Origin of the sequence: Pseudoalteromonas sp. N1230-9 (assembly GCF_032716425.1) — a bacterium.
Taxonomy (GTDB): domain Bacteria; phylum Pseudomonadota; class Gammaproteobacteria; order Enterobacterales; family Alteromonadaceae; genus Pseudoalteromonas.
Genome location: NZ_CP090419.1, coordinates 1,867,027 through 1,892,151, shown reverse-complemented (window position 1 = coordinate 1,892,151; position 25,125 = coordinate 1,867,027). Strand labels below are relative to the sequence as shown.

Annotated in this window: 23 protein-coding genes; 11 read left to right on the top strand and 12 right to left on the bottom strand. The window is 39.8% G+C overall.

The window, feature by feature from the left end; all coding sequences use genetic code 11:
- Positions 1-45 precede the first annotated feature (45 nt).
- A complete protein-coding gene (locus LY624_RS08835; RefSeq protein WP_130149936.1) occupies positions 46-663 on the top strand; it encodes an FKBP-type peptidyl-prolyl cis-trans isomerase in 618 nt (205 codons plus the stop codon).
- Between the two features lie 63 nt (positions 664-726).
- On the opposite strand, the gene fur is transcribed toward LY624_RS08835, so the two are convergent.
- The 5 genes from fur to LY624_RS08810 form a co-directional block, all read right to left on the bottom strand.
- Positions 727-1,170: a ferric iron uptake transcriptional regulator gene (gene fur / locus LY624_RS08830; protein WP_062569142.1), complete on the bottom strand. Its 444-nt coding sequence runs from the start codon at positions 1,168-1,170 to the stop codon at positions 727-729.
- Between the two features lie 189 nt (positions 1,171-1,359).
- Positions 1,360-1,887, bottom strand: coding sequence for a flavodoxin FldA (fldA, locus tag LY624_RS08825; protein ID WP_130149935.1), 528 nt, complete (start codon positions 1,885-1,887; stop codon positions 1,360-1,362).
- A 14-nt stretch (positions 1,888-1,901) separates the two neighbouring features.
- Positions 1,902-2,180, bottom strand: a complete 279-nt coding sequence (gene ybfE, locus LY624_RS08820; protein ID WP_062569140.1) for a LexA regulated protein — start codon at positions 2,178-2,180, stop codon at positions 1,902-1,904.
- Between the two features lie 2 nt (positions 2,181-2,182).
- Positions 2,183-2,404 carry a DUF2788 domain-containing protein gene (locus LY624_RS08815; RefSeq protein ID WP_062569139.1) on the bottom strand — a complete coding sequence of 74 codons (222 nt, stop codon included), beginning with the start codon at positions 2,402-2,404 and terminating at the stop codon, positions 2,183-2,185.
- Between the two features lie 98 nt (positions 2,405-2,502).
- On the bottom strand, positions 2,503-3,267 hold the full coding sequence (locus LY624_RS08810; RefSeq protein WP_341802801.1) for an alpha/beta fold hydrolase: 765 nt from the start codon (positions 3,265-3,267) through the stop codon (positions 2,503-2,505).
- 131 nt (positions 3,268-3,398) lie between these two features.
- On the opposite strand from LY624_RS08810, the gene seqA reads away from it, so the two are divergent.
- From seqA to LY624_RS08780, 6 genes are all read left to right on the top strand, one after another.
- The gene (gene seqA, locus LY624_RS08805) at positions 3,399-3,995 is read left to right on the top strand and encodes a replication initiation negative regulator SeqA (RefSeq protein ID WP_341802800.1); all 597 of its coding nucleotides are present in this window, start codon (positions 3,399-3,401) and stop codon (positions 3,993-3,995) included.
- Positions 3,996-4,011: 16 nt separating this feature from the next.
- Positions 4,012-5,649 (top strand): phosphoglucomutase (alpha-D-glucose-1,6-bisphosphate-dependent), encoded by a 1,638-nt coding sequence (gene pgm / locus LY624_RS08800; protein WP_237118515.1) that lies wholly within the window; start codon positions 4,012-4,014, stop codon positions 5,647-5,649.
- Between the two features lie 79 nt (positions 5,650-5,728).
- Entirely contained in the window at positions 5,729-6,784 is a 1,056-nt protein-coding gene (gene astE / locus LY624_RS08795; RefSeq protein ID WP_237118516.1) for a succinylglutamate desuccinylase, read from the top strand.
- A 269-nt stretch (positions 6,785-7,053) separates the two neighbouring features.
- Entirely contained in the window at positions 7,054-8,268 is a 1,215-nt protein-coding gene (locus LY624_RS08790; RefSeq protein ID WP_130149930.1) for a thiamine pyrophosphate-dependent dehydrogenase E1 component subunit alpha, read from the top strand.
- The gene (locus LY624_RS08785; RefSeq protein ID WP_130149929.1) at positions 8,268-9,245 is read left to right on the top strand and encodes an alpha-ketoacid dehydrogenase subunit beta; all 978 of its coding nucleotides are present in this window, start codon (positions 8,268-8,270) and stop codon (positions 9,243-9,245) included. The genes LY624_RS08790 and LY624_RS08785 overlap by 1 nt, the downstream gene beginning before the upstream one ends.
- Before the next feature lie 8 nt (positions 9,246-9,253).
- Positions 9,254-10,813, top strand: a complete 1,560-nt coding sequence (locus LY624_RS08780) for a dihydrolipoyllysine-residue acetyltransferase (protein WP_341802799.1) — start codon at positions 9,254-9,256, stop codon at positions 10,811-10,813.
- 374 nt (positions 10,814-11,187) lie between these two features.
- Here the strand turns inward: LY624_RS08780 and LY624_RS08775 are convergent, their stop codons facing one another.
- Both LY624_RS08775 and LY624_RS08770 read right to left on the bottom strand, forming a co-directional pair.
- Positions 11,188-12,360 (bottom strand): putative manganese transporter, encoded by a 1,173-nt coding sequence (locus LY624_RS08775; protein WP_341802798.1) that lies wholly within the window; start codon positions 12,358-12,360, stop codon positions 11,188-11,190.
- A 72-nt stretch (positions 12,361-12,432) separates the two neighbouring features.
- Positions 12,433-14,058 (bottom strand): M28 family metallopeptidase, encoded by a 1,626-nt coding sequence (locus tag LY624_RS08770; protein WP_341802797.1) that lies wholly within the window; start codon positions 14,056-14,058, stop codon positions 12,433-12,435.
- 111 nt (positions 14,059-14,169) lie between these two features.
- Between LY624_RS08770 and LY624_RS08765 the strand changes: the two genes are divergently transcribed.
- From LY624_RS08765 to LY624_RS08750, 4 genes are all read left to right on the top strand, one after another.
- Positions 14,170-14,985, top strand: coding sequence for a DUF3025 domain-containing protein (locus LY624_RS08765; protein ID WP_341802796.1), 816 nt, complete (start codon positions 14,170-14,172; stop codon positions 14,983-14,985).
- Positions 14,978-15,766: an ABC transporter ATP-binding protein gene (locus LY624_RS08760; RefSeq protein WP_130149924.1), complete on the top strand. Its 789-nt coding sequence runs from the start codon at positions 14,978-14,980 to the stop codon at positions 15,764-15,766. The genes LY624_RS08765 and LY624_RS08760 overlap by 8 nt, the downstream gene beginning before the upstream one ends.
- On the top strand, positions 15,759-16,967 hold the full coding sequence (locus LY624_RS08755) for an ABC transporter permease (RefSeq protein ID WP_341802795.1): 1,209 nt from the start codon (positions 15,759-15,761) through the stop codon (positions 16,965-16,967). The genes LY624_RS08760 and LY624_RS08755 overlap by 8 nt, the downstream gene beginning before the upstream one ends.
- Positions 16,968-17,141: 174 nt before the next feature.
- Entirely contained in the window at positions 17,142-20,183 is a 3,042-nt protein-coding gene (locus LY624_RS08750; RefSeq protein ID WP_341802794.1) for an ATP-binding protein, read from the top strand.
- Between the two features lie 12 nt (positions 20,184-20,195).
- Here LY624_RS08750 and LY624_RS08745 read toward each other — a convergent pair whose 3' ends face one another.
- From LY624_RS08745 to LY624_RS08725, 5 genes are all read right to left on the bottom strand, one after another.
- A complete protein-coding gene (locus LY624_RS08745) occupies positions 20,196-21,023 on the bottom strand; it encodes a UDP-2,3-diacylglucosamine diphosphatase (RefSeq protein WP_341802793.1) in 828 nt (275 codons plus the stop codon).
- Positions 21,024-21,161: 138 nt separating this feature from the next.
- The gene (locus tag LY624_RS08740) at positions 21,162-22,886 is read right to left on the bottom strand and encodes a proline--tRNA ligase (protein ID WP_341802792.1); all 1,725 of its coding nucleotides are present in this window, start codon (positions 22,884-22,886) and stop codon (positions 21,162-21,164) included.
- Positions 22,887-22,999: 113 nt separating this feature from the next.
- Entirely contained in the window at positions 23,000-23,704 is a 705-nt protein-coding gene (gene tsaA, locus LY624_RS08735) for a tRNA (N6-threonylcarbamoyladenosine(37)-N6)-methyltransferase TrmO (RefSeq protein WP_341802791.1), read from the bottom strand.
- 108 nt (positions 23,705-23,812) lie between these two features.
- Positions 23,813-24,385 (bottom strand): outer membrane beta-barrel protein, encoded by a 573-nt coding sequence (locus LY624_RS08730; RefSeq protein WP_237118528.1) that lies wholly within the window; start codon positions 24,383-24,385, stop codon positions 23,813-23,815.
- A gap of 237 nt (positions 24,386-24,622) precedes the next feature.
- Positions 24,623-25,087, bottom strand: coding sequence for an acyl-CoA thioesterase (locus LY624_RS08725; protein ID WP_130149918.1), 465 nt, complete (start codon positions 25,085-25,087; stop codon positions 24,623-24,625).
- Between the last annotated feature and the right edge of the window lie 38 nt (positions 25,088-25,125).

Sequence of the window (25,125 nt, the reverse complement as noted above, 5' to 3'; positions counted from 1 at the left end):
TGTTAGTATGGCTTTGTCTTTTAACTAATAAACGTGAATTTAAACATGTCAGATATTTTTACAACAGATGCTGAAAAAGCAAGTTATGGTATTGGTTTACAAATGGGTGAACAATTAAAAGCGAATCCATTTGAAGGTTTAAACCTTAACTCTGTATTTGAAGGTATGAAAGACGCGTATGCCGGTAGTGATTTCCAAGTCGAAATTCCTGCAATTCAAGCTGCTTTTGAAAAAATCAATGCTGAAATTCAAGCGCGTCGTGAAGAAGAAGCTAAAGTACTTGCTGCTGAAGGTGTTGCTTTCTTAGAAGAAAATGCAAAGCGCCCAGAGATCACTGTAACTGAATCAGGTCTACAGTACGAAGTTCTTACAGCAGGTGAGGGTGAAAAACCAACAGCTGATTCTACTATTCGTGCTCATTACCACGGTACACTCATTAACGGTACAGTATTCGACAGCTCATATGAGCGTGGTCAACCTGCTGAGTTCCCAGTAAGTGGTGTTATCAAAGGCTGGACAGAAGCTGTGCAAATGATGGGTACAGGTTCAAAGTGGCGCCTATATGTACCACATGAACTTGCTTACGGTGAGCGCGGTGCGGGTGCTGCAATCGCACCTTTCTCAACGTTAATCTTCGACGTTGAGTTATTAGAAATTATCTAATTGGTTTCTAATAGACATAAAAAAACCTGCTAACTGCAGGTTTTTTTATGTCTGATACAAATATTAACTATTTGATTCAGCGTATTCTTTACACTTTTCAGTGTCAACGCATTCACCGTATAAGTATAGTGAGTGGTTAGTTAGCTTAATGCCATTTTCTTCAGCAATTTCAACTTGACGACGTTCAATAAGATCATCCTCAAATTCTACAACCTTACCACACTTCAAGCATACAAGGTGGTCATGATGTGTACTTCCTGATAGTTCGAATACCGACTTACCACCTTCAAAGTGGTGGCGAGATACGATACCAGCATCATCAAATTGGTTAAGAACACGATAGACAGTTGCAAGACCAATCTCTTCGCCTTTGTCTAATAAAATTTTATAGACATCTTCAGCGCTGATGTGTTGATTGTCTGGAGATTGCAGAATCTCTAAAATTTTAATACGTGGCAGCGTTACTTTTAACCCTGCTTTTTTTAATTCCAAGTTGTGATCAGTCATTCAATCTGTCTCAATTTATTTAGTTATACTAGGCATCATTAAGATGCACACGACACATTAGCAACTAGTAGAATAACGTGCCTAGTTACTAAGTGCAAAGAACAATTCGTTTAATTGCCGGTTTTTCAAACAAAAGTGAATTGGTTGTGCATCTTTACAGCAGCTAGTAAATGCGAGTAATACTTGTTATTAATCAGCAAGTTCCGCTAAACACATTTCGTCATGAATCTGAGCACACCAGTCTTTAACACGCTTTTCTGTAAGATCTGGTTGACGGTCTTCATCAATACCTAAGCCGACAAAATGGTTGTCATCTACAAGTGCTTTTGATGCTTCGAAGTCATAACCTTCAGTTGACCAATTACCAACAACGATTGCACCGCGCTCTGTTACGATATCATTTACCATACCCATAGCATCTAAGAAGTACTCTGCATAATCTTCTTGGTCACCACAACCAAATATCGCGACTAATTTTCCTTCGAAGTCGATTTCTTCTAATTCAGGGAAAAAATCATCCCAATCGCACTGCGCTTCACCGTAGTACCATGTAGGGATACCAAATAATAGCAAATCGAATTCAGCAATCTCTTCTTTAGAGCTTTTCGCAATGTCATGAACAGCGACAAGTTTCTTACCTAGCTCTTTTTGGATCATTTTAGCTACGTGTTCAGTATTGCCTGTATCGCTTCCGAAAAAAATACCTACGCTTGACATGGATTTAAAACCTTCTATCTATCAATAGCCAATCTTTCTTGTAAAATTGTTTCAATCAACGCGCTACGGCTAATATTCTGCGCATCTGCCATATCGCTTAATGCTTGATATAACTGTGATGAAACCTTAAATTCTACACGCTTTAAACCACGTGCTTTATCTCGTTTTATTTGATTACGTTTATTCACTTTTAATTGCATATCGCGAGGTAGGGGGTTTGTTTTAGGCCTACCAGGGCGTTTTTCGTATTCAAATAAATCGGGTGTTGTTCTATCTAGTTCTGACTTTGCCATGTCTAGCCTACACCTGCGCCTTGCCAAAACACTTGTATAAGTCCTTTAGCTATAAACCCAGAGCAACCTAAAAACAGCACTAACCAAACGATGTATCGGCCAAATTTTGGTACATCACCTTTTTTAAGGACGTCTTGAATTGCCATTCCAATAAAAAAGAAAATGCCGGCTAAGCCAAAATACAACCCTAAGGTATCAAATTCGTTAATTAACTGACTGACCATCAACGTATAAACCTTCAAATTAAACGGCGCGTACTATAGCACACAAAATCATAATAATTTAGTGGGCTAGATCAAAAACGTGAATTTTCTCTTGCCTTTTATTGCTGTAAAAAATCGCTGATTGCTTTATTTACAGCAAGTGGTTTTTGCGCGTGTAACCAATGACCCGCACCATGAATTACTTTTGCCTTCGCATTTGGAAATAAATTCATAATCATTGGACGATGCTCAGCCAAAATATAGTCTGAATCATTACCTTTCACGAATAAAGTATCACATAAACAAGAATCATTTTCATCAAGTTGCGACAAAATATTTTCATATTGCTGATTTAAAACATCTAAATTAAATCGCCATTGATACTGTCCTTGATCGTTTTTCGCAAAACTTTTTAATAAAAATTGTCGAACACCCATCTCGTCGATATGTTTTGCTAATAGTAGATCTGCTGCTTTTCTATCTGCAACATTAGATTCAGCCACTTCGTTTAAACCAGCAAAAATAGCACTGTGTCGCGGTTTATTTGCTACAGGGGAAATATCTAATACAACCAACTTATTGACCACATCATTGTACTTGAGCGCTAATTGCATCGCTGCTTTGCCACCCATTGAATGGCCAATAATATGTGCATTTGATATGTTTAAGTTCTTTAGTAAGTTGTAAATATCGTCTGCCATTACTTCGTAGTTCATCGTTTCACTATGAAATGACCTACCATGGTTTCGTAAATCAACATTAGTAACAGTGTAATTTTCAGCTAATGCTTTGGCTATAACATTCAAGTTTTCTAGTGAGCCAAACAAACCATGGATCAATACAACGTCAGGGCCTTGGCCCAATTGTTGGTAGTTTAATAGCATTTTAAACTCCTATTTTTAATCGCTGTATTTTGCCTAGCGAAATTACAAATTGCAAAACATAGAGAATTACTTCGAGCTTAGGTATAATCATTGAGAACTTTTAAAATGTGACCCGTAAAGACAGGAATAACATGAAAAAAATCGACATAGACGACGAGTTATATCAATACATAGCAAGTAACACTCAAAGTATTGGTGAAAGTGCATCAACTATTTTGCGTCGTTTATTAAACCTTTCTGATGGTAACACGGTAGCAGAAACAACGAATGAACATAGTGAACAAGAAACCTCAACCGTTGAACCTGTAACTGACCACGCAACTGAAAATACACAACAGCCTGAGCCAGAAGTAGAAAAAACGGCTCCTAGCAAAGCTACTAGCCAAGCCAAAGGGAATGTTTTTAATGTATTGAACAAAGAAGAGCTTGCAATGCAAAAGGGTGTTGTAGGGCGCTTCTTATTCATTTTAGCTGCCTTATACCGTTCTCACAAAAATGAATTTGTCAATGTATTAGATATAAAAGGCCGTGATCGCGTTTATTTTGCTACCAGTAAAGAAGCATTACTCGAAAGTGGTAGTAGCATGAACCCGAAAAACATTACCGATACAGAATATTGGGTGATGACGAACTCAAATACAACACGTAAGAAAATGATGCTTCACGAAGTCGCGCTGTGTTTAGGTTACAGCAGTGATGACGCTGAAAAAATCCGTGACTATTTATAACCGATAAGGAAATATTATGGCGATTCACCCGGATGCAGGAAAAACCGCACCACAAGAAAGCTTAGTTAATGTACCTAAACTGGTTTCTGCCTACTATTTAAATGAGCCTGATCTTGAACAAAATCCAGAGCATTGTGTGGCTTTTGGTACGTCAGGACATCGCGGCTGCTCGTACGATGTTAAGTTTAATGAATCGCATATATTAGCTATTACTCAAGCTATTTGTGATTACCGCAAAGAAAATGATATTTTTGGCCCTCTTTTTCTAGGTAAAGATACACATGCTTTGAGTGAGGCAGCATTTAATTCAGCTATTGAAGTACTGGTTGCTAACGAAGTACAAGTTATTACGCAAGAAAACGACGAATACACCCCTACACCTGTGATCAGTCATGCGGTTGTGTCACATAATAAACAAAATCCAAATGAATTAGCGGATGGTATTGTCGTTACACCATCTCACAATCCACCAGAAGACGGTGGTTTTAAATATAATCCGCCAAACGGTGGACCTGCTGATACTGATGTAACTAAATGGATTGAAGATAGAGCAAATCAGTTACTACTTGAAGATCTCGTTGAAGTAGAGCTATTTCCATTTGCTAAAGCATCTCGCTCAGGTTTTATAAAATATCAAGACCTTATTAATCCATATGTTGACGATTTAGAAAATATAATTAATCTAAAAGCCATTAGTGAAGCAAACATAAAAGTAGGTATTGACCCGCTTGGTGGTTCAGGCATTAATTTTTGGCCTGTAATCGCGGAGAAATACAATTTAGACCTAACAGTCGTAAATAAAGATGTTGATCCACGCTTTGCTTTTATGCCACTTGATAAAGATGGCAAAATTCGTATGGATTGTTCATCGCCTTATGCCATGACCAATTTAATCGCACTCAAAGATGATTATGATATTGGTATTGGTAATGACCCTGATTATGATCGTCATGGTATTGTGACGCCTGATGGTTTAATGAACCCAAATCACTTCTTAGCGGTGGCGATCGATTACTTATTAAATAATCGTGATTGGTCAAAAGATGTGGCGATTGGTAAAACGCTTGTATCAAGCGGCATGATTGATAAAGTGGTAGAGCGTAACAATCGTAAAGTAAAAGAAGTACCTGTTGGTTTTAAATGGTTTGTTGAAGGCCTAGGTAAAGGGACTCTTGCTTTCGGTGGTGAAGAAAGTGCAGGGGCGTCGTTCTTACGCTTCGATGGTACAGTTTGGAACACAGACAAAGATGGCTTTATCTTAGGTTTACTCGCTGCTGAAATTTTGGCAGTGACGGGTAAAACACCTTCACAACTTTATAAAGAGCTTGAACAAGAATTTGGTGCGCCTATCTATAAGCGTATCGATGCGCCAGCAACCTCACAGCAAAAAGAACGTTTAAAAGCACTTTCTGCTAATGATGTTACTGCAAGTACGTTAGCTGGCGATGCCATTACGCAAAAGCTAACCCATGCACCAGGTAACAATGCTGCAATTGGTGGCTTAAAAGTGGTGACAGAAAACGGCTGGTTTGCTGCGCGTCCATCAGGCACTGAAGATATTTATAAAATTTACCTTGAATCATTCAAAGGTGAAGAACATTTAGCATTACTTGAAAAAGAAGCGAAAAAACTAGTTGATTCAGTAATTAGCTAATCTCTTTTTTATCTTTTAAAACGGCTGATACTCTCAGCCGTTTTTGTATTCTACTCTCACGCATTATTAGGATAGAACAATGAGCTATTCAACCTCTGCATACCTAGATGAATTAAAACGTACAGGCGACTTTTTAACACTCACTCGCAGCAATGAATTTCAACTTGAACCATCATCATTCACCCTTAAAAATGGCACGGATGTAACAGTTCATGATACGGGTATCATAGAGTTTCAACCAAAAGAACAAACAAATAAAGATATTGTGCTTTCAAGTGCGATACATGGTAACGAAACAGCGCCAATTGAAATCTGCGATCAATTAATCAAAGCAATCATTGCAGAAGAACTGACACTGAAACAGCGCGTATTGTTTATTTTTGGTAACCCTAAATCAATTAATATTGGTAAGCGTTTTGTTGATGAAAACTTAAACCGTTTATTTAACGGCCACCATACTGTTGAAGGGATTGCCTCAAACCCTGAGCGCGTGCGCGCAAAGCTACTTGAAGATGTGGTTTCTGATTTCTTCGAACGAGGCAACCAGAGCAGTGAACGTTTTCACTATGACCTACATACGGCAATACGTGGCTCTAAAAATGAAAAATTTGCAGTGTATCCATTTTTACATGGCAAGCCTTGGAAAAAGTCGCAGTTACAATTTTTACTCAGCTGTGGCGTAAATACAGTATTAATGATGAAATCTGCGGCAACAACGTTTAGCTACTACTCGTCTTATGTCCACGGCGCTGACTCATTTACGGTTGAGCTTGGTCAAGTAAAGCCATTTGGCGAAAATGACATGTCTCGCTTTGAGAAAACCAAACAAACGTTAACTGCATTAATTAGTCAAGAAACTGTTGAATACAAAGAATTCAATGCAGAAGATTTTGAGTTGTTTTCAGTTTATAGAACAATAAACCGTACTTGCGAAGACTTTAGTTTCCCATTTGCTGATGATGTGGAAAATTTCACCGGTTTTGCCAAAGGTGAATTATTAGCGATTGATGGTCAGACCAGGTATGAAGCGGACGTTGACGGTGAAGCGATTATCTTCCCAAATGCAGATGTAGCCTTAGGTCAGCGTGCTTTGCTTACCGTTATCCCTATGAAAGTTGATAGCAACTTTATTTAAATTTTTTGCATTAACACCCATTTCAATGTAGTTAACTGTATGACTTTAATAGTTTTATTTTGTTGTATAGTTAACTTTCCATGCGTATTTAGCCATTTATCGACTATTCGTCTATGATTAGTTGAATAACAACTTACGTTAACGTAAAGTGACGGCAGTTTAATTTAATTTGATTGAATATTGCGCAAACTTTATCCTTGCAGCTCAAGCTGATAAAAACACAAATAAGGGCAGTGGCGTAGGTTTCTGACAACGAAAGAAGGTAGGTTATGAGTAATCCAAATAACGTATCGCTAAACATTAATCATGAACTGTCATTTATTGATGGTCACGCATTAACAATTCCTACATTAAGTATTCTTAATGAGGAAGGCGACATCTACGAGGGTGCAACCGCACCTGATATCGACAAAGCAACAGCAATCCATCTATACGAGACAATGCGTTTTATTCGTGCTCTTGATGAGCGTATGCAAGCTGCCCAGCGACAAGGTCGCGTTAGCTTTTATATGCAATGTTTAGGTGAAGAAGCAGCTGTAACAGCATCAGCAGCAGCGCTTGATCAAAACGACATGATCATGGCCCAATACCGCGAACAAGCCGCTTTACGTTATCGTGGCTTTAGCCTTGACCAATTCATGAACCAAATGTTCTCAAATGAAAAAGATTTGGGTAAAGGTCGCCAGATGCCAATCCACTATGGCTCACGCGAACTTAACTACATGACCATTTCATCACCGCTTGGTACACAAATTCCGCAAGCAACAGGTTATGCGTACGGTCAGAAAGTGCGTCATGTTGATGCCCAAACCGGCGAGTTAAATAGCACGATTGATAACATTACTATTTGTTACTTTGGTGAAGGTGCTGCCTCTGAAGGTGATTTCCATGCTGGTTTAAACATGGCTGCTGTTCATGAAGCGCCGGTGATTTTCTTTGCTCGTAATAATGGTTATGCGATTTCTACACCTGCTGATGAACAATTTAAAGGTGATGGAATTGCATCACGTGGTGTTGGTTACGGCATTAAAACAATCCGCGTTGACGGTGCTGACGCACTTGCAGTTTATGCTGCAACGAAAAAAGCCCGTGAAATAGTAACGACTAAAGGCGAACCCGTTTTAATCGAGTCAATTGCATATCGTTTAGGTGCTCACTCGACTAGTGACGACCCAAGCGGCTACCGTACAAAAGACGAAGAAGCAAAACATAAAGGCTGTCCAATTGAGCGTTTCCGTAAGTGGTTATTAAAACAAGGTTGGTTAGACGAAGCGCAAGACGCTAAAGACAAAGAAACAATTCGAGAAGAAATTTTAGCGGCTCTTAAGCGTGCTGAAAAAGTGGCAAAACCTGCATTAGAAGAGCTTATTTCAGATGTTTACGATACGCCAATTCCATCACTGCAAAAACAATACGAACAACTAAAAGAGCATATTTTGCAGCATCCTGATGCTTATCCAACTACTGCAGGGAGATTAAAGTAATGGCTAAAATGAACATGCTTCATGCAATTAACTCTGCCCTGGATATCACCATGGCTGAGCATCCAAATGCCTGTATTTTTGGTGAAGACGTTGGTTATTTTGGTGGTGTATTCCGTGCTACATCTGGCTTGCAAGAAAAATATGGTAAGCATCGTGTGTTCAATACACCGTTAACTGAGCAAGGTATTTTAGGTTTTGCCAATGGTTTAGCGGCATTTGGTGCACCTGCTTTAGCTGAAATTCAATTTGCAGATTATATTTTCCCTGCATTTGACCAAATCGTGAATGAATCAGCTAAATTCCGTTACCGTAGTGGTAATGAATTCAATGTAGGCAACTTAACAATTCGTACTCCATACGGCGGTGGTATTGCCGGTGGTTTATATCACTCACAATCACCAGAAGCCTATTTTGCTCATACACCGGGTTTAAAGTTAGTTGTGCCACGTAATCCTTATCAAGCAAAAGGCTTACTTCGTGCATCAATTAAAGATGACAACCCTGTTATTTTCTTTGAGCCGAAACGTTTGTATCGCGCATCAACAGGTGAAGTACCAGAAGAAGATTACAGCATCGAGCTAGGAAAAGCTGAAATCGTGCAAGAGGGCACTGATGTCACTTTACTTGCTTGGGGTGCACAGATGGAAATCATCGAAGATGCCGCTAAAAAAGCAGCTGAGCAAGGCATTAGCTGTGAAGTTATCGACTTACGCACCATTTTACCGTGGGATGTAGAAACGATTGCGAAATCAGTAATCAAAACGGGCCGTTTAGTGGTTAGCCACGAAGCACCAATCACCAATGGTTTTGGTGCAGAGATCGTTGCAACAATTCAACAAGAGTGTTTTTTACATCTTGAATCGCCAATTGCTCGCGTGTGTGGTTTAGATACGCCATACCCATTAGCACTTGAAAAAGAATATGTGCCGGATGCACTTAAAGTGCTTGCTGCGATTAAGCAATCAGTAGAGTTTTAGGAGTCAGTATGTCTAAAGATTTTATCTTGCCAGATATCGGCGAAGGCATCGTAGAGTGTGAAATCGTTGAATGGTTAGTTGCAGAAGGCGATTCTGTAAAAGAAGATCAGCCAATTTGTGATGTGATGACCGACAAAGCGCTTGTGCAAATTCCAGCTGTCCATGATGGGGTGATCAGTAAACTTTATTATGCAAAAGGTGATATTGCTAAAGTTCATGCGCCATTATTTGCTATGGATGTTGATGGCGAAGCACCAAGCCAATCAGTTGAAACCGCTGAGGATGCGCCAGTAAAACCAACATCGCAAACTTCAACCTCAGGAACACAGTTAGAGGACTTTATTTTACCGGACATTGGTGAAGGTATCGTTGAGTGTGAAATCGTGGAGTGGTTAGTCAGTGAAGGTGATGAAATCATTGAAGATCAAGCGGTTTGTGATGTAATGACAGACAAAGCACTGGTGCAAATTCCGGCTAAATACACAGGTAAAGTCGAAAAGCTTTATTACAAAAAAGGTGATATTGCAGCGGTTCACAGCCCATTATTCCAAATGAGTATTGCAGGACAAAGCGCAGAGCCAGATGTGAGTTCTGCGGTAGTGAAAGCGCAAAGTAATGCTGCGAATAAGCCGGCTGAAAAAACAGCCCCTAAAGTTGAAAAACAACTTAACAAAAAAGCGGTTGCTTCACCTGCTGTTCGTCGTAAAGCGCGTGAACTTGATGTTGATTTAACGCAAGTGCCAGGCTCGGGTAAAAATGGCCGGATTTATAAGCAAGATATCGAAGATTTCTTGAATCAAGCGCCAAGTCAAGCTGTATCACAAGATACTACGCCTAAAGCTTCATCATCAACTTCTGTTGGTGGTAGCCGTGTTGAGCCAATTAAAGGTATTAAAGCGGCAATGGCGAAGCAAATGGTTGCGTCAGTATCGACAATTCCTCACTTTACTTTCTGTGATGAAATTGACCTAACAAAACTGATCGCAATGCGCAGTGAGCTAAAAGGGCAGTATAAGCAACAGGGCGTTAAGCTCACTATGATGCCGTTCTTTATCAAAGCACTGTCGTTAGCTATTAAGCAATTCCCAGTACTTAACTCACAAGTTAATGATGATTGCAGTGAACTGACTTACTTTGATGATCATAACATCGGTATGGCGGTTGATTCTAAGATTGGTTTACTTGTACCAAACATTAAGTCATGTCAGTCAAAGAGCATCGTAGATGTTGCAAACGAAGTTACGCGTTTAACAGAGGCGGCACGTGATGGTCGTGTATCACCCGATGATTTAAAAGGCGGCACGATTAGTATTTCGAACATCGGTGCGATTGGCGGCACAATTGCAACCCCGATCATCAATAAGCCAGAAGTGGCGATTGTAGCTTTAGGTAAACTGCAGCACTTACCTCGTTTTGATGCACAAGGTAATGTGATTTCAGCAGCTATAATGCAAGTAAGCTGGTCTGGCGACCACAGAGTGATTGATGGTGGCACTATTGCTCGCTTCAACAACTTGTGGAAGTCTTACTTAGAAGATCCTGCAAAAATGATGATGGCGATGAGCTAACATTAGGGCGTGTTGACCTTTTGTGGTTGATTTTGCAGCAGTGTGTTTGGTATTTAGGCAAGGCAGAGCCTATGTAGTGTGGTTGTTCCCCATAAATAGGCGATAACGCAGCATCAATGCCAAACACGCGCTGCCCTTCGGGTTCTTCCTAGGGGCGATTAACTCTTTGTTACCTACATGGATGTAGGTAAGGGGCGTGAGCAGGATGCGGTAGCTTTGCTCGATTTTTACTTAGCCCACTAGGTTACAAATCTCGCGCCGCGATTAAATCGCCCCTAGAGTGAACAAATTTCAATCTACAAAGGTCAACACGTCCTCGTAAGCATTAAAAAACCAGCCTCGGCTGGTTTTTTTAATTCTAAATATTGTATTTGCTATATGCCGTAAAAATACAAACCATAACCGAGTAACAATGCAGGTATTGTCGAATACACCGTCGCCATTAAGGCCGCTTTTGGTGCTAGTGCAATTGCTGGGAATAGGGCATCACCATCATTCGATATTGCATTTGCTGCCATCGCACTGAACGGAATAATCCCTTGAATATAAAGTGTCATTACAACAATTTGTGGCCCGCAACCAGGTAATAAGCCGATTGCTACAGCAACTAAGGGTGCTAAGTAGGCATATTCTGAAAACCATGCAGCTAAATCTACGCCAGCCACATTCACCAAAATTTCAAACACCATAAATGAAGCAACGACCCATGCTGTAACGAAATGAGTGTCCATTAACACTTTAGTAAGCTTTGATGGAGGAGTGCAAGGGGCTTCTTCGCTAGTTACTTGCTTATAACTTGCTCCTTTTGAAGATAAAGCCCATACAATCACGGTAAAAAGTGCCATCAAGGAGCCAAAAACAGTGATTATGTTAGCAAGACCTTCACCGAAAAAGCGAGTATCTGTGTTTGTTGCGATGACAAAAGCGATAATCAAACTAGGTATTAAAGCTAACTTCCAAACAGGGCGGCTATATTCGAGTATCTTTGGTTGGCACTGTGGCTCTTCATTATACTCAGTCGCATTACTTGGTTGAAAACTTGAACTTGAATGAAATAAATTAACAATTTGACCACTAATAATACCTACACTCACTCCTATCAACATCATTAATAGTCCATCAAGAGGGCGAGTGGCGAGTAATAAGAATGCAGCATCTCCCATTGTCGCAGTTAATACGGCTACAACGGAGCCAAAGCTAGCTTGCTTTTTGGTAAACTGAGTAACAACTATAATGGCGCCGCCACAGCCAGGTAAAGCACCTAAGATAGAAGCAAAGCTGACTTCAAGAATGCCTGATTTTGCGCGTAAATAGCTAAGCTGTAATTGTGGAAGGCGATCGATTAAATAATAATAAATTAATAAAGTGGCAGCAACAAAGACCGATACTTGAAAGAAAGCATCGCTCAATGCTTGTAATGTAAATTCACGGGTTGCAGGTATCGCTAATGCAGTAAGCAATAGAAAGGGTAAGAACAAGCGCTTATTATCCGTAATGTAACACCTCGCTTTTTGAGGAACTAACCTCGTTTGGGAAAAAAAATACATACAGTGCAACCTAAAAAATTAATCAGGTTACACTGTAGTATCATTTTAAATGAAAATCAATCTCATTTGCATTTATTTGCGTTGGAATTCAGAGTTTGTATTCCATTTAGGCCATTCTTCACGCTCTGAAATATCAAAGCCTACTTGATAGAATAACTGAAGGTCCTGAATCGCACCTGATAAATCCCACTCATCACGGTAACGATCACATGGTTGATGGTAACAACCTCGAAGCACTAAGCTCATTCGTTTACGGTAATTAGCGGTTTCTTCATCAAGCGCTTCACTACCGCCACCAGCGTACATTGCTGGCACACCCATGTTTGCAAATGCAAAGTGATCAGAGCGGTAGTAACCACCTGAAGACGGTTTAGGATCGCCAGATACAGTGCGACCTTGGTCTTTGGCAGCTGTTTCTAGCAAGCTATCCATTTCTGATTTGCCGATGCCAACAACACTGATGTCTTTTACTTTACCCAACAGGTTTAAGCTATCCATATTGATGTTAGCAACGGTTTGGCTTGCAGGGATAACAGGGTTAGCTGCATAGTATTTAGAGCCAAGTAAACCTTGTTCCTCTGCTGTCACTGCTAAGAATGTCATTGAGCGGCTAGGGTGATGTGGTAAAGTAGCGAACGCTTCAGCAACTTCAATTAAGCCTGCAGTGCCTGTCGCATTATCGTGGGCACCATTATAGATTTGGTCGCCTTTGCGGGTTTTATCTGTACCTAAGTGATCCCAGTGAGCAGAGTAAATAATATGTTCATTTGGTTTTTCACTACCCGGTAAAGTCGCGATGAAGTTATACGAAATCGACTTTTTAATCGTATTATTTACTTCAACGCTTGCTGTCAGGTCGCCCATATCAACATGATAAGCCCCTTTAGCAGCATTTTCTTTCATGGTGTCGAAATCTAAGCCTGCTTTTGTAAATAGCTCCTTGGCGACATCAGTTGTTACCCAACCTTCAACTGCAACACGATCCATGTTGTTATTTTCTTTTTGGAAACCAAATTGCTCACCGCTCCATGAGTTTTCAACTACAGACCATGGATAAGATGCTGGCGCTGTTTCATGAATGATAATTGCACCTGCTGCACCTTGACGGCTTGCTTCTTCATACTTATATGTCCAACGGCCGTAATAGGTCATTGCATCACCGGTGAATAAATCAGGGTTTTTTGTTGCAAAACCCGGATCGTTTACCAGCATTACAACTGTTTTACCTTCAACATCAAGGCCTTCGTAATCGTTCCAGTTATATTCAGGCGCGTTTACACCATAACCTACGAAAACTAGCTCAGAGTCTTTAATGCTTTGTTTTGCACTAATACGGCTACTACCCATCACCATATCTTTCTTGTATTGGTAATCTTTGCCACCAATGGTAAGTACCATGTTTGAGTCTGCTTCAAGTGAAACAAGCGGAACTTCTTGTAAAAAGCTATCACCATTGCCTGGTTGAAAACCAAGGGCTTTAAATTGATCAGTTAAATAAGCTAGAGTAAGTTCTTCACCCTTTGATGAAGGTGCTCTACCACCAAACTCATCAGAGGCTAGCACTTTAATGTGTTCAGCTAACTGCTGTGAATTTATACTCTGATAAGCGTTAGCTACATCATTTGAGGTGTTACTTGTTGAAGCACAGCCTACAAGCATCGCGCTTGCTATTACTGTCATTGAAAAATAACGTTCCATAATCAATCTTTTTTGTTTTAAGGTAGCATTAGTATATGAGGTTCTATTAATGAGAACCAGTTTTTGCGGTAAACTAGTCACAATACATCAAGAAGTTAAATGTTATAAGAAATGAAACGATTCACCGCCCCCGAACAGTGGTCAACGCAGTACCTTACAACCGGTGCGTTTGCTGATTTAGTTAAACTGTTTAATATAGATAAGTTGTCTGATTGGCCATCATGTGAATGGTTTAATCAATTTTTAACCGCCTCGACTTCGCAAGGGATCCCCATTAGTTTTACTGAAGATGAAAAGTTTGCAGATGAAACTCGGTATTATGAACAAATAATTTTTGAAACAGGGCAAGTACCCACACGCCAGCAGAATTGGCATGATCTATTCGGTGGTTTTATTTGGTGTCTATTCCCAAAAACTAAAGCGCTGATTAATCATCAGCACATTGAAGAAATTAAACTGCACGGTCTAAAAGAGCGCAGTAAACACAGAAATGCACTTACCTTGTTTGATGAATGCGGCGTTGTATTAGCCATTACCGAACAAAGCTGGCAACAGCAATTACGTGACCATCAATGGCAGCAAGCATTTGTAGTACAGCGCGAATTATGGGGTAAAACTATACGTCCTTACATGTTTGGTCATGCTAACTACGAAATGCTTACACAACCTTATATAGGTTTAACGGGTAAAGCATTATTTATTGTTGTGCCTGATGACATATTTTGTAAAGATTTAGCCGAGCAGTATGCATATATAGATCAACGTCTCTATGAGATGATTAAAGTTGACGATTGTTTGCGAGACAATAAAAATTTGTCACCCTTACCATTGTTAGGTGTACCTGCCTGGTGGGCTGAGAATAATAACCCAGAATTTTATAATAACACGGACTACTTTAGGCCGAAACGAAGGAAACGCAATGATTGAAGTAGCAGGGCTTAAAAAGAAGTTTAAGCTAACAAAAGATCATAAAAAAAATAACACGGATAATATTGATCCCCGAGAAGACAAGCAGTTTTTTCATTCCGTGAGAGAGGTCAGCTTTCACTGTAATAAAGGCGAAGTGTTGGGCTTGTTAGGCCCGAACGGAGCTGGTAAAACAACAACACTTAGAATGATCTCAACAGCGCTCAAGCCTGATGAAGGAACAATAACCATCTCTGGTCACGATATTGTTAAAAAACCTTTAGTTGGCCGTAAATCAATCGGCTTTTTATCAGGGAGTACTGGCTTATACGGACGTTTAACGGTTAAAGAAAACGTTGAATACTTTGCCCGTTTACATGGCATGAGTAAAAAGGCGGTAGCCGCTCGTTGTGACGAGCTTTTCACCTTACTTGATATGCACAACTTTATTGATAAACGTGCTGAGAATTTATCTACTGGCATGAAGCAAAAAGCCAATATTGCCCGTGCAGTTGTTCATCACCCTGATGTGGTTATTCTTGATGAGCCCACTACGGGTTTAGATATCATGACCACGCAAACCGTCATTAAGTTTATTCGTGGCCTTAAAGAGCAAGGTACACCGGTCATTTTCTCAACACACCATTTAGATGAGGTTGCGTTACTTTGTGACCGTGTTGCGGTGATAAACCAAGGCATAAGTTGTTTTGATGGCACATTGGATGAGTTTAAACAAACTGGGCAAAGCGAAGAGCTAAACCAAGCGTTTATGAATATTTTGACGGAGAATCGTGATGTTTGAAGTATTTAAAAAGGAATTAAAAGAGCTGTTACGTGACCGTAAAACATTAATATTCGTGGTCGCACTGCCGGTTGCTGTTTTTCCATTATTATTTGCTGTAATGGCATTTATTAGTTCACAAGCAGCATTAGAGGCAGAACAAGAGGTCCATACTTACGCCATCATCAATGGTAATTACGCGCAAGAGTTTACTGATAAGGTGTTTTACCACAAGAGCTTTGCTTTATATAAAGGTGACGAAACCTTTAATACAGTAGAGGACCTTACCAAAGCAGTTAAAGCGGGCACCATAGATATGGGTATCTATTTGCCGTCAGACGCTAAGCAAACTTTAGATAACGCTAAGCAAAGCGAATGGCAAGTTGTGTATAACGACGCTAAAGCAATTAACTTTTTATTTGACCGCGTTAAGGAGCTTGCGAAAGAATATGGCGATAAACTGCGCACGACTAAGCTTCTTAGTTTTGGCGTATCCGAGCAGCAACAAGCGGCAATTATTGAGCCTATTAAAGTAGTTAAGGTCGATACCGCAGATAAACGTGAAAACCTTGGTGAGAAAATTGGTGGATTTATTCCTTATCTACTAATACCTCTGGTCCTAGTTGGCGCAACATATCCAGCGATTGATTTAGGTGCCGGTGAAAAAGAGCGCGGAACCCTCGAAACGCTTTTACTTACACCAATTACGCGTACGCAGCTTGTGTTAGGTAAGTTTGTAACCCTACTTGCTTCTTCAATTGCGACAACTACCATAACGGTACTTAGTATGGGGGTGTGGGTATCAATAGCCATTGCTTTTGTGGATTTAGCGGTTGTTAAAAACGCATTTAGTTCTTTAACCGTGTTGGATTTAGGATTGATTTTTGTATTGTTATTGCCAATCGCTGCAATCTTCTCTTCATTAGCGTTGGCCATTTCTATTTATGCGCGAACCTTTAAAGAAGCACAAAACTACATGGCGCCACTTAGCATGGGTGTATTTTTCCCTATAGTGCTTTCAGTTTTGCCTAATATTGAACTGACTAGCAAAACAGCCTTTATTCCAGTGACAAACGTTTCACTTGCAATCAAAGAAATCATTAAAGGCACAGTCGATTACACACTCGTGGGTTTAATTTTTCTAGCGACAGTGATTGTGGCAGGTGCATTACTCGCATTTTGTGTTAAATGGTTTAATAAAGAAGATGTCTTATTTAGATAAAAGACGTATTGTTTTTACCTAACAAAAAAGCACCACCTTGGTGCTTTTTTAATATTTTCAATATGTTACCTTGTGTTACATCCTTATTGATTAATATTTTTTATTTATACCCCATCTTTATTATGAAATTCTCCTATACTCTGTGAATAATGGTAAATAAGGCTTTTTAATTCAATGGATTTGCTTAAAGCAACTAATTTCTTTTATCGGCACAAGCTTCCTTTTGTTGCTCTGTTGGTTTTGATCTCTCTTGCGTGCGTTGCGATAATAAAATTTGAATTTGATACCCGTGAAGATGTGTATGCTCGTACATTAGAGCAAATGAAACGAGAGCTAACCACAAAAGAGGATAGGTTTACCTCTACACTTAGAGAAAATATTTCTGCGCTTAATTTCTTAGACGCCACTCCCCCGATTATGGCGATTATGCGCGCTACAAACGATAAGAATATTGATCCTGTTCTTGGCACACCAATATCAGCATGGAAAGATAGGCTAGCTAAGATCTTCAGTGGTTTTATGGTGACAGATAAAGACTTAGCACAAGCTCGCTATATCTACATTGGGCAGGAAGGTAAAGAAGTTGTCAGGGTTGATAATATTAATGGCGAAGTAAAGCGCATAGCTGAAGCTGATTTGCAGTTAAAAGGTCATCGAGACTACATGCAAATAACAAAGGGGTTACCCAATGGTCATGTTTATGTTTCGTCTATTAATTACAATAGAGAGAATGGTCATATACAAATTCCCTATGTGAGTGCGTATCGCGTATCAAAATTAGTACGTGACCCGTACGGAGAGCCCTTTGCTGTTCTGATCGTCAACTATTATGCCGATGATCTTTTAAACGGATTAGTTGAAAACACAGCAAATATTTTTGATGTCTACCTTCTTAATGCTGATCAGCAATTTATTTATCACCCAAATGAAGCATACCGTTTTAGCTTTGAGTTAGGGGATGCGCGATTTTGGAAGCAAGAGTTTTCAACTAATCAGGCGATGGATCAAATTGATATTTTCGATTTTATGAGCTTGCCAGAGAAACTTTATTTAAAGAAAGTTATTCAGTTCTCTAATGGTATTGATATGAAGCCACTTACACTGGCAGTGTCTGTTGATACCCAGACTATGTTGCATGAGATTAAAAGTAAACGCTATAAATTCATAGCCATGCTATGTTTGATTATTCTTGCTGTGATCGTGCTATTTATAATTTATCAGCGTGACATAAGCCGAAAACTCGAATTGAGCTTTTTCAAAGAAAAAAACAGCAAAATTATAGAAAGCTCCTCTGATGCAATTATTATGGTTACCCCTGATGGCACTATTTGCAATGCCAATCAAACTGCAAAAGAGTTTTTTAGCATAAAAGAAAAGGAAACAAATTTTGATAACTTGTTCAATTACAATGATGAAGATTTTCAAGGAATTGCACAAGCTATAAAAAATAATGAACGCTGCTCGTTTGAAGCCATTTATATAGATGAAACACAGTGCCATTATTTCTCAATTACTCTGGCCCCGATTTTTGATGCGCTTAAAAAACAAGTCCAAGTCGCTGCAATAATTCGTAATATTAACTCATTAAAAAGGGCACAACATCAACTTGAGCAACTAAACGAAACGCTCGAAGAAAAAGTTCAAAATCGTACAGCTGAGCTAGAAGAAGCAACAAAGCAGGCTCTGGCCGCAAGTAAGGCTAAAAGCCAATTCGTTGCTAATATCTCTCACGAAATACGCACACCAATGAACGGTGTACTCGGTATGCTAGAAATGCTTGAAATTGAGCCCCTCACAACTCAGCAAAAACAGTACCTACATTACGCCAACAGTAGCGCACAATCATTAATGACTCTGATTAATGATATTTTAGACTTTTCTAAAATTGAAGCTGGCAAACTAGATTTAGATCACCATGAGTTTGATGTTGTTTCTGTGTGTAATGATTTGATGACATCAATGGCAGTACAAGGCCAAAAGAAAGGGTTGGAAGTGCTCTTTGATTCAAGTTTAGTTAGCCACAGGGGCTTTGTTGGAGATAGCCATCGTTTAAAGCAAATACTTAATAACTTACTCAGTAACGCGTTTAAGTTTACTCACCAAGGATTTGTTAGTTTACATATCAGTGAACGAGAAATGCTGGATGGTAAAGTATTATTAACTTTTAAAGTAACAGACACGGGCATAGGTATATCAAAAGATAGCCAACAAAAGCTATTTGATGTTTTTACACAAGAAGATTCAAGTACAACTAGGCACTATGGCGGCAGCGGATTGGGTCTTTCAATAAGTCGCAAGTTATCGCAACTAATGGGTGGTGATATTGATGTTGAGAGTGAAAAAGGTCAGGGTAGTTGTTTTACTGCCACGGTTTTGATGACACTCAGTCAACCAAGTAAATCGAATAGTCAAACTGCTATACTAGCGAATAAAAAAGTAGCACTTGCTTTATTGTACGAGCCTTTGAAGCAAAACTTAATAAGCCTATTAAAATCTTTTACTCAATTGGAAGAGCAACATATAACGTCGTGGTCCTTATTAGAAAAGGGAAATAAAACCCAATTTGATCTCATCATTGTGGATCAAAAACACCCACAAATTAGTGACTTTATTGAACACGCTAATCAAGATAGCAATAGTAAACTGTTAGTGATTGGCACTTTGTCCGCATTAGAAAAAAAATACTCTTTACCAACAAATGCGACAGTGATAGCAAAGCCTATAACACAAGATGAGCTTCTTTATCGGCTAGCGATGTTATTTAACTATGATGAGCAAATACTCAATCATAAAAATAATATAGTAAAAGAAATTGTAGATGTTGATTTTTGCAATCGCTCTATACTTATTGTCGATGATAATCTGATCAACATTGAAGTAAGTAAAGCTATTTTGCGCGATACAAACATTAATATCGAGTCTGCTAGTGATGGTATTGAAGCATTGGAGGTTCTTAAAAATAGCGAAACCCAGTTTGACCTTATTTTGATGGATTGCCAAATGCCAAATATGAACGGCTATGATTGCACCAAACAAATAAGGCAAGGTAACGCAACAGAACGTTTTCAAGATATTGTTATTATTGCCATGACCGCAAGTGCGATGGCAGGCGATAGAGAAAAGTGTCTGAGTGTAGGTATGAACGACTATATTACCAAGCCGATAAAACAAGCCACACTTCGAAATAAACTCGTTATGTGGCTTAATGCTGACTAGATATTAGTTTGGCTATGCGGCATCTTTATTATGAGCGGGATTTGGCATTAGCTTGCCGATGTCTGCTGAGTGAATTACTTTTTGTGTTTCACTCCAGTGAAGTAATTCAATTCTTCCACAGTCATTCTCTACAATAGCCGTACAGTTTTCTATCCAGTCGCCATCATTACAATATAAAATACCATCAACTACTTTAACGGCTGGGTGGTGAATATGGCCACATATAATACCGTCCACACCTTGCTTTTTTGCTTCATGAATAGCTGCTTTTTCGAATGCATCAATTGCTTCACGGGCTTTATGCACTCGTGCTTTGATCCATGACGCCAACGACCAATAATGACCACCAAATAAACGGCGGATGCGATTAGTCCAGCGATTTAAAAATAACAGTAAGTCGTATCCTGCATCGCCTGCAATACTAATTAACTTGTTGTAACGGGTTGCCGAGTCGAAATCATCGCCGTGCAAAAGTAAAAAACGTTTATTGGCTTTTGTTGTGTGGATATATTGCTGATGTACTTCAATACCAAATAAAGACTCATCGGCATACTGGCGAAACGTTTCGTCGTGGTTACCTGGTATATAGATCACGCGAGTTCCATCTTTCGCTTTTTGTTGAATAAGCGCTAATACATCATAATGGCTAGGGTGCCAGAAAAATTGTCGTTTCATCGACCATAAATCAACAATATCACCGACCAAATACAGTACATCGCATTCAATGGCATTTAAAAAGTCTAGTAAGTACTGCGCTTGGCAGTCTTTGTAACCTAAGTGAACGTCGGAAATCCAAACGGCAGGATAGTGGGTTTTATTACTGCAAGTGGTGTTATTCATGGCATTTACTCATGGTGTAATAAAGTAAATGCTAGGCAGAATCAATGACAGTTAAAAGACGCTTTAGCGAAACATCTATGACAATTGATAAAAATAAAAAAACCGCCGAAGCGGTTTTTTTATAAATGATTGGCTTAATTAGCCTTTAACGAGTGCGGCAATTTCGGAAGCAGCACTATCTAAATCAAGCATTAACTTTTCACCGGTACGACGGTTTTTAAGCTCAACCTTATTTTCATCAAGATTACGCTCACCAATAACGAGTGTGAAAGGTACACCTAGAAGTTCCATATCGTTAAACATTACACCAGGGCGCTCTTTACGGTCATCAAATAACACATCTAAACCTGCATCTTTTAAACCTTTGTAAAGGTTATCTGCAATATCAGGAATACGGTGAGACTTATGCATGTTCATCGGTACGATTGCTAAATCAAATGGCGCGATAGGTTGCGGCCATTTAATGCCGTATTGGTCGTTATTTTGCTCAATGGCAGCAGCCACGATACGTGAAACACCAATACCGTAACAACCCATCGTCATGACTTGGTTTTTACCTGATTCACTCAGAACGCCTGCTTTCATTGCTTCTGAGTACTTAGTACCTAGTTGGAAAATGTGACCAACTTCAATACCACGTTTAATTTGCAGTGACCCTTGACCACAAGGGCTTGGGTCGCCTTCAACGATGTTACGAATATCAGCAACTTCGTAGTTTTCTACATCGCGATCCCAGTTAATGCCGCTGTAGTGTTCGTCGTCTTTATTCGCACCCGCAACAAAATCAGCCATTATGTTAGCTGAACGGTCAACAATAATTGGCATTTTAAGACCTACAGGACCTAATGAGCCAGGTTTTGCGCCAATAGCAGCAACGATGTCTTCTTCTTTCGCCATTTCAAGCGGTGAGTCTACAAGCGGGTGCTTTTCAGCTTTCAACTCGTTTAGCTCATGGTCGCCACGTAATACAAGCGCCACCAAACCACGTTGTTCGTTCTCATCTGGCGCACCATACACGATTAATGTTTTAACGCCGCGATGAGGTTTAACACCGTAGTGCTGTTTAAGCTCAGCAATGGTTTTTGCATCAGGCGTTGGGAATGCTTTTAACTCTTTAGTTGCTCCTGGGCGCTCTTCAGTTGGCGCGAGCGCTTCTGCTTTTTCGATGTTTGCAGCGTAATCACTTGCATCACTAAATGCGATTGCATCTTCACCTGATTCTGCAAGTACATGGAACTCGTGTGATACGCTACCACCGATAGAACCTGTGTCGGCGATAACAGGGCGGTAATCAAGACCAAGGCGTTCAAAAATGTTACAGTATGCTTTGTGCATTACTTGGTATGTTTTCTCTAGACACTCATCACTTAAGTGGAAAGAGTAAGCATCTTTCATAGTGAATTCACGGGCACGCATTACACCAAAACGAGGGCGAACTTCGTCACGTACTTTAGTTTGTACTTGATAAAGAGTCAGTGGTAATTGCTTATAAGAGCTCACTTCTTTGCGCACAAAATCAGTGATCACTTCTTCGTGTGTTGGACCAAGGGCAAATGGACGGTTATGACGGTCATTGATGCGCAGTAATTCAGGACCAAATTGCTCCCAACGACCAGACTCTTCCCAAAGGTCAGCTGGTTGGATAATAGGCATTAACATTTCGATAGCGCCTGCTTTATCCATTTCTTCACGTACAATGTTTTCTACTTTTTTAAGTACGCGTAGACCAGAGGGCAACCATGTATACAAACCCGACGCAACGCGGCGGATCATGCCTGCTCGTAGCATTAATTGATGAGAAACAATTTCTGCATCAGACGGAGTTTCTTTAAGTGTTGCGAGTATATATTGACTGGTACGCATCTCTATTCCAAGTAGTGTTAAAATTATTATCGTTTACTCAAGACGTTTGAGTAATAACAAGTCGCCAAGTTTACCAGTGGACGCACTGACACAAAAGCTCTATATGCTAAAAACTAGCATTTTTCAATGCTGGTCACTGTATTATGATTGTCCTGAACATGCCACCTAATATTAAAATCATATAAGGTCATGCCGTAGCTTTGTTCTGAGTCACGTTGCTTTTTATAAGCAGGGCGAGGATCTTGCTTTAATACATTGCTTATAAACGCTTTTAATTCAGGTTGCTCAGTTTGCTTTACAATAAACGCCAGGGCTTCTTCACTAAACTCAACGCTCATATCGGTTTCTGGTCGGGTATCGGCAAAGCCTGCGGTGGCATCGGTCATTGCGTCTGAGTAGGGCAAATATGGCTTTATATCTAAAATCGGTGTGCCGTCAAGTAAATCAATACCAGAGAGTAACAGACATAACTGACCATTTTTATATTCTATGCCCTCTAATTTTACGGCACTCATGCCAATTGCATTGGGGCGAAAGGTAGCACGTGTCGCAAATACACCTTTTCGTTCATTACCGCCAAGGCGAGGGGGCCTCACCATCGCTGAGTAACCTTTATCAGCGGTTTCATGAAATCTAAATAATAACCAAATATGGCTAAATTCATCGAGACCACGTACAAACTCTTCGCGATTGAAATCGCTACTGAATACCAGCTTAGCTTTAGCCTCAGGAACCAAGCGAGGTTGACGAGGTATAGCAAACTTTTGTTTATAAGGAGATTGAATATGGCCGACGGCAGTTAATTGGTATTCGCTCATTGTGCATTGTTGTTAAGAAAATCTGCCGACATTTTACATGCATTACATGTGAGCGCAAAAAAAGGCAGTCGAGACTGCCTTTTAAATATTTAGACTGCCAGGTCTAAATTAGAACATGTATTGGAATGATACCGAAGCCACATCCATATCTGGGTCAATGTCATCTTCTAATTCGTAACGTTCATACTCTAAACGTACTTGCATGTTTGTTGTGAAAGCATACTCAATACCTGCACCATAAAACACATCGCCACCGTCAGTATCGGCACTAATGCTACCAAGTTCGCCTAAATCTTGCTCTACTTCTGCATCCCATTCAAGCCAGCCACCTTTTGCGTAAACAGAAAAGCTATCGGTGATTGGTGCCGCTAAACGGGCAGCTAGTGAGATACCATCAAGCTCAACTTTAGAATCAATATCGCTTGCTTCGTCGAAATTTTGGTACGCAAGTTCAAGGCTTAAGTATTTATTGAATTGGGTACCAACATAACCTTTTAGCATTTGTGAATCGTCATCAAAGTCAGTGTCGTTTTCACTGTCTTCAAATTCAAATGAATATTGGCCATAACCAATACCAGTATAAATACGTGGTGAATCCATCTCGGTAATATCTGCATGTGCAGCATTGTTGAAACCTAGTAGTGCTAGAGAAATTGCAGAAATTGAGATTGCTTTAATCATTTAATAGCTCCTTTATAAAATAAATAAACGAATGTTTCGCTTCATTCCCAAGGAGTATTGCAGTGACCGTGCCAGACTGTTATTTAGGCCTAAAGCATTGTTTTTAGGCCTAAATGAATGATTTTTTGTTCAGTTTGTTGATACTGTAACCAAGTGTTCAGTTTGGCGCTCGTAACAATTTCAGGCTGCCCTGTAGAAGTTACTAGGTACAGTTTAAAAATACCAAGCTGGGCCAAATTATGCTTTTTGTAGCAATGTTTCTGTTTCTATGGCTATTTCTTTCATTTTTATTGCATAGTTCTCGATTTTCTTTTCTTCATCAGTAACCGCAGTGTAAGTAGGCACCTCAATTGGGTAACCTGCTTCATCCATGGCAATAAAACTAATTACACAATGATTGGTTTCAACGAGATTTTGTGTTTTTGGGTCGCCGCAGCGCACTTGAATAAAGATTTGCATGCTGGTTTTACCTGTGTGGGCAATACTGGCTTTTACTTCGACAATTTGACCAACCAAAATAGGGCGCTGAAACTTTACACCCGCAACAGAGACTGTAACGCAGTAATGACCACTCCAACCTGCAGCACAGGCATAACCAGCTTGGTCAATCCACTTCATTACTACACCACCATGAACCTTACCGCCAAAATTAACATCGGTAGGTTCAGCTAAAAAACGAAAGGTTACACTTGAAGACGGCATATTTTGCTCACTATTTTAAACACGACAATTTCAGCATA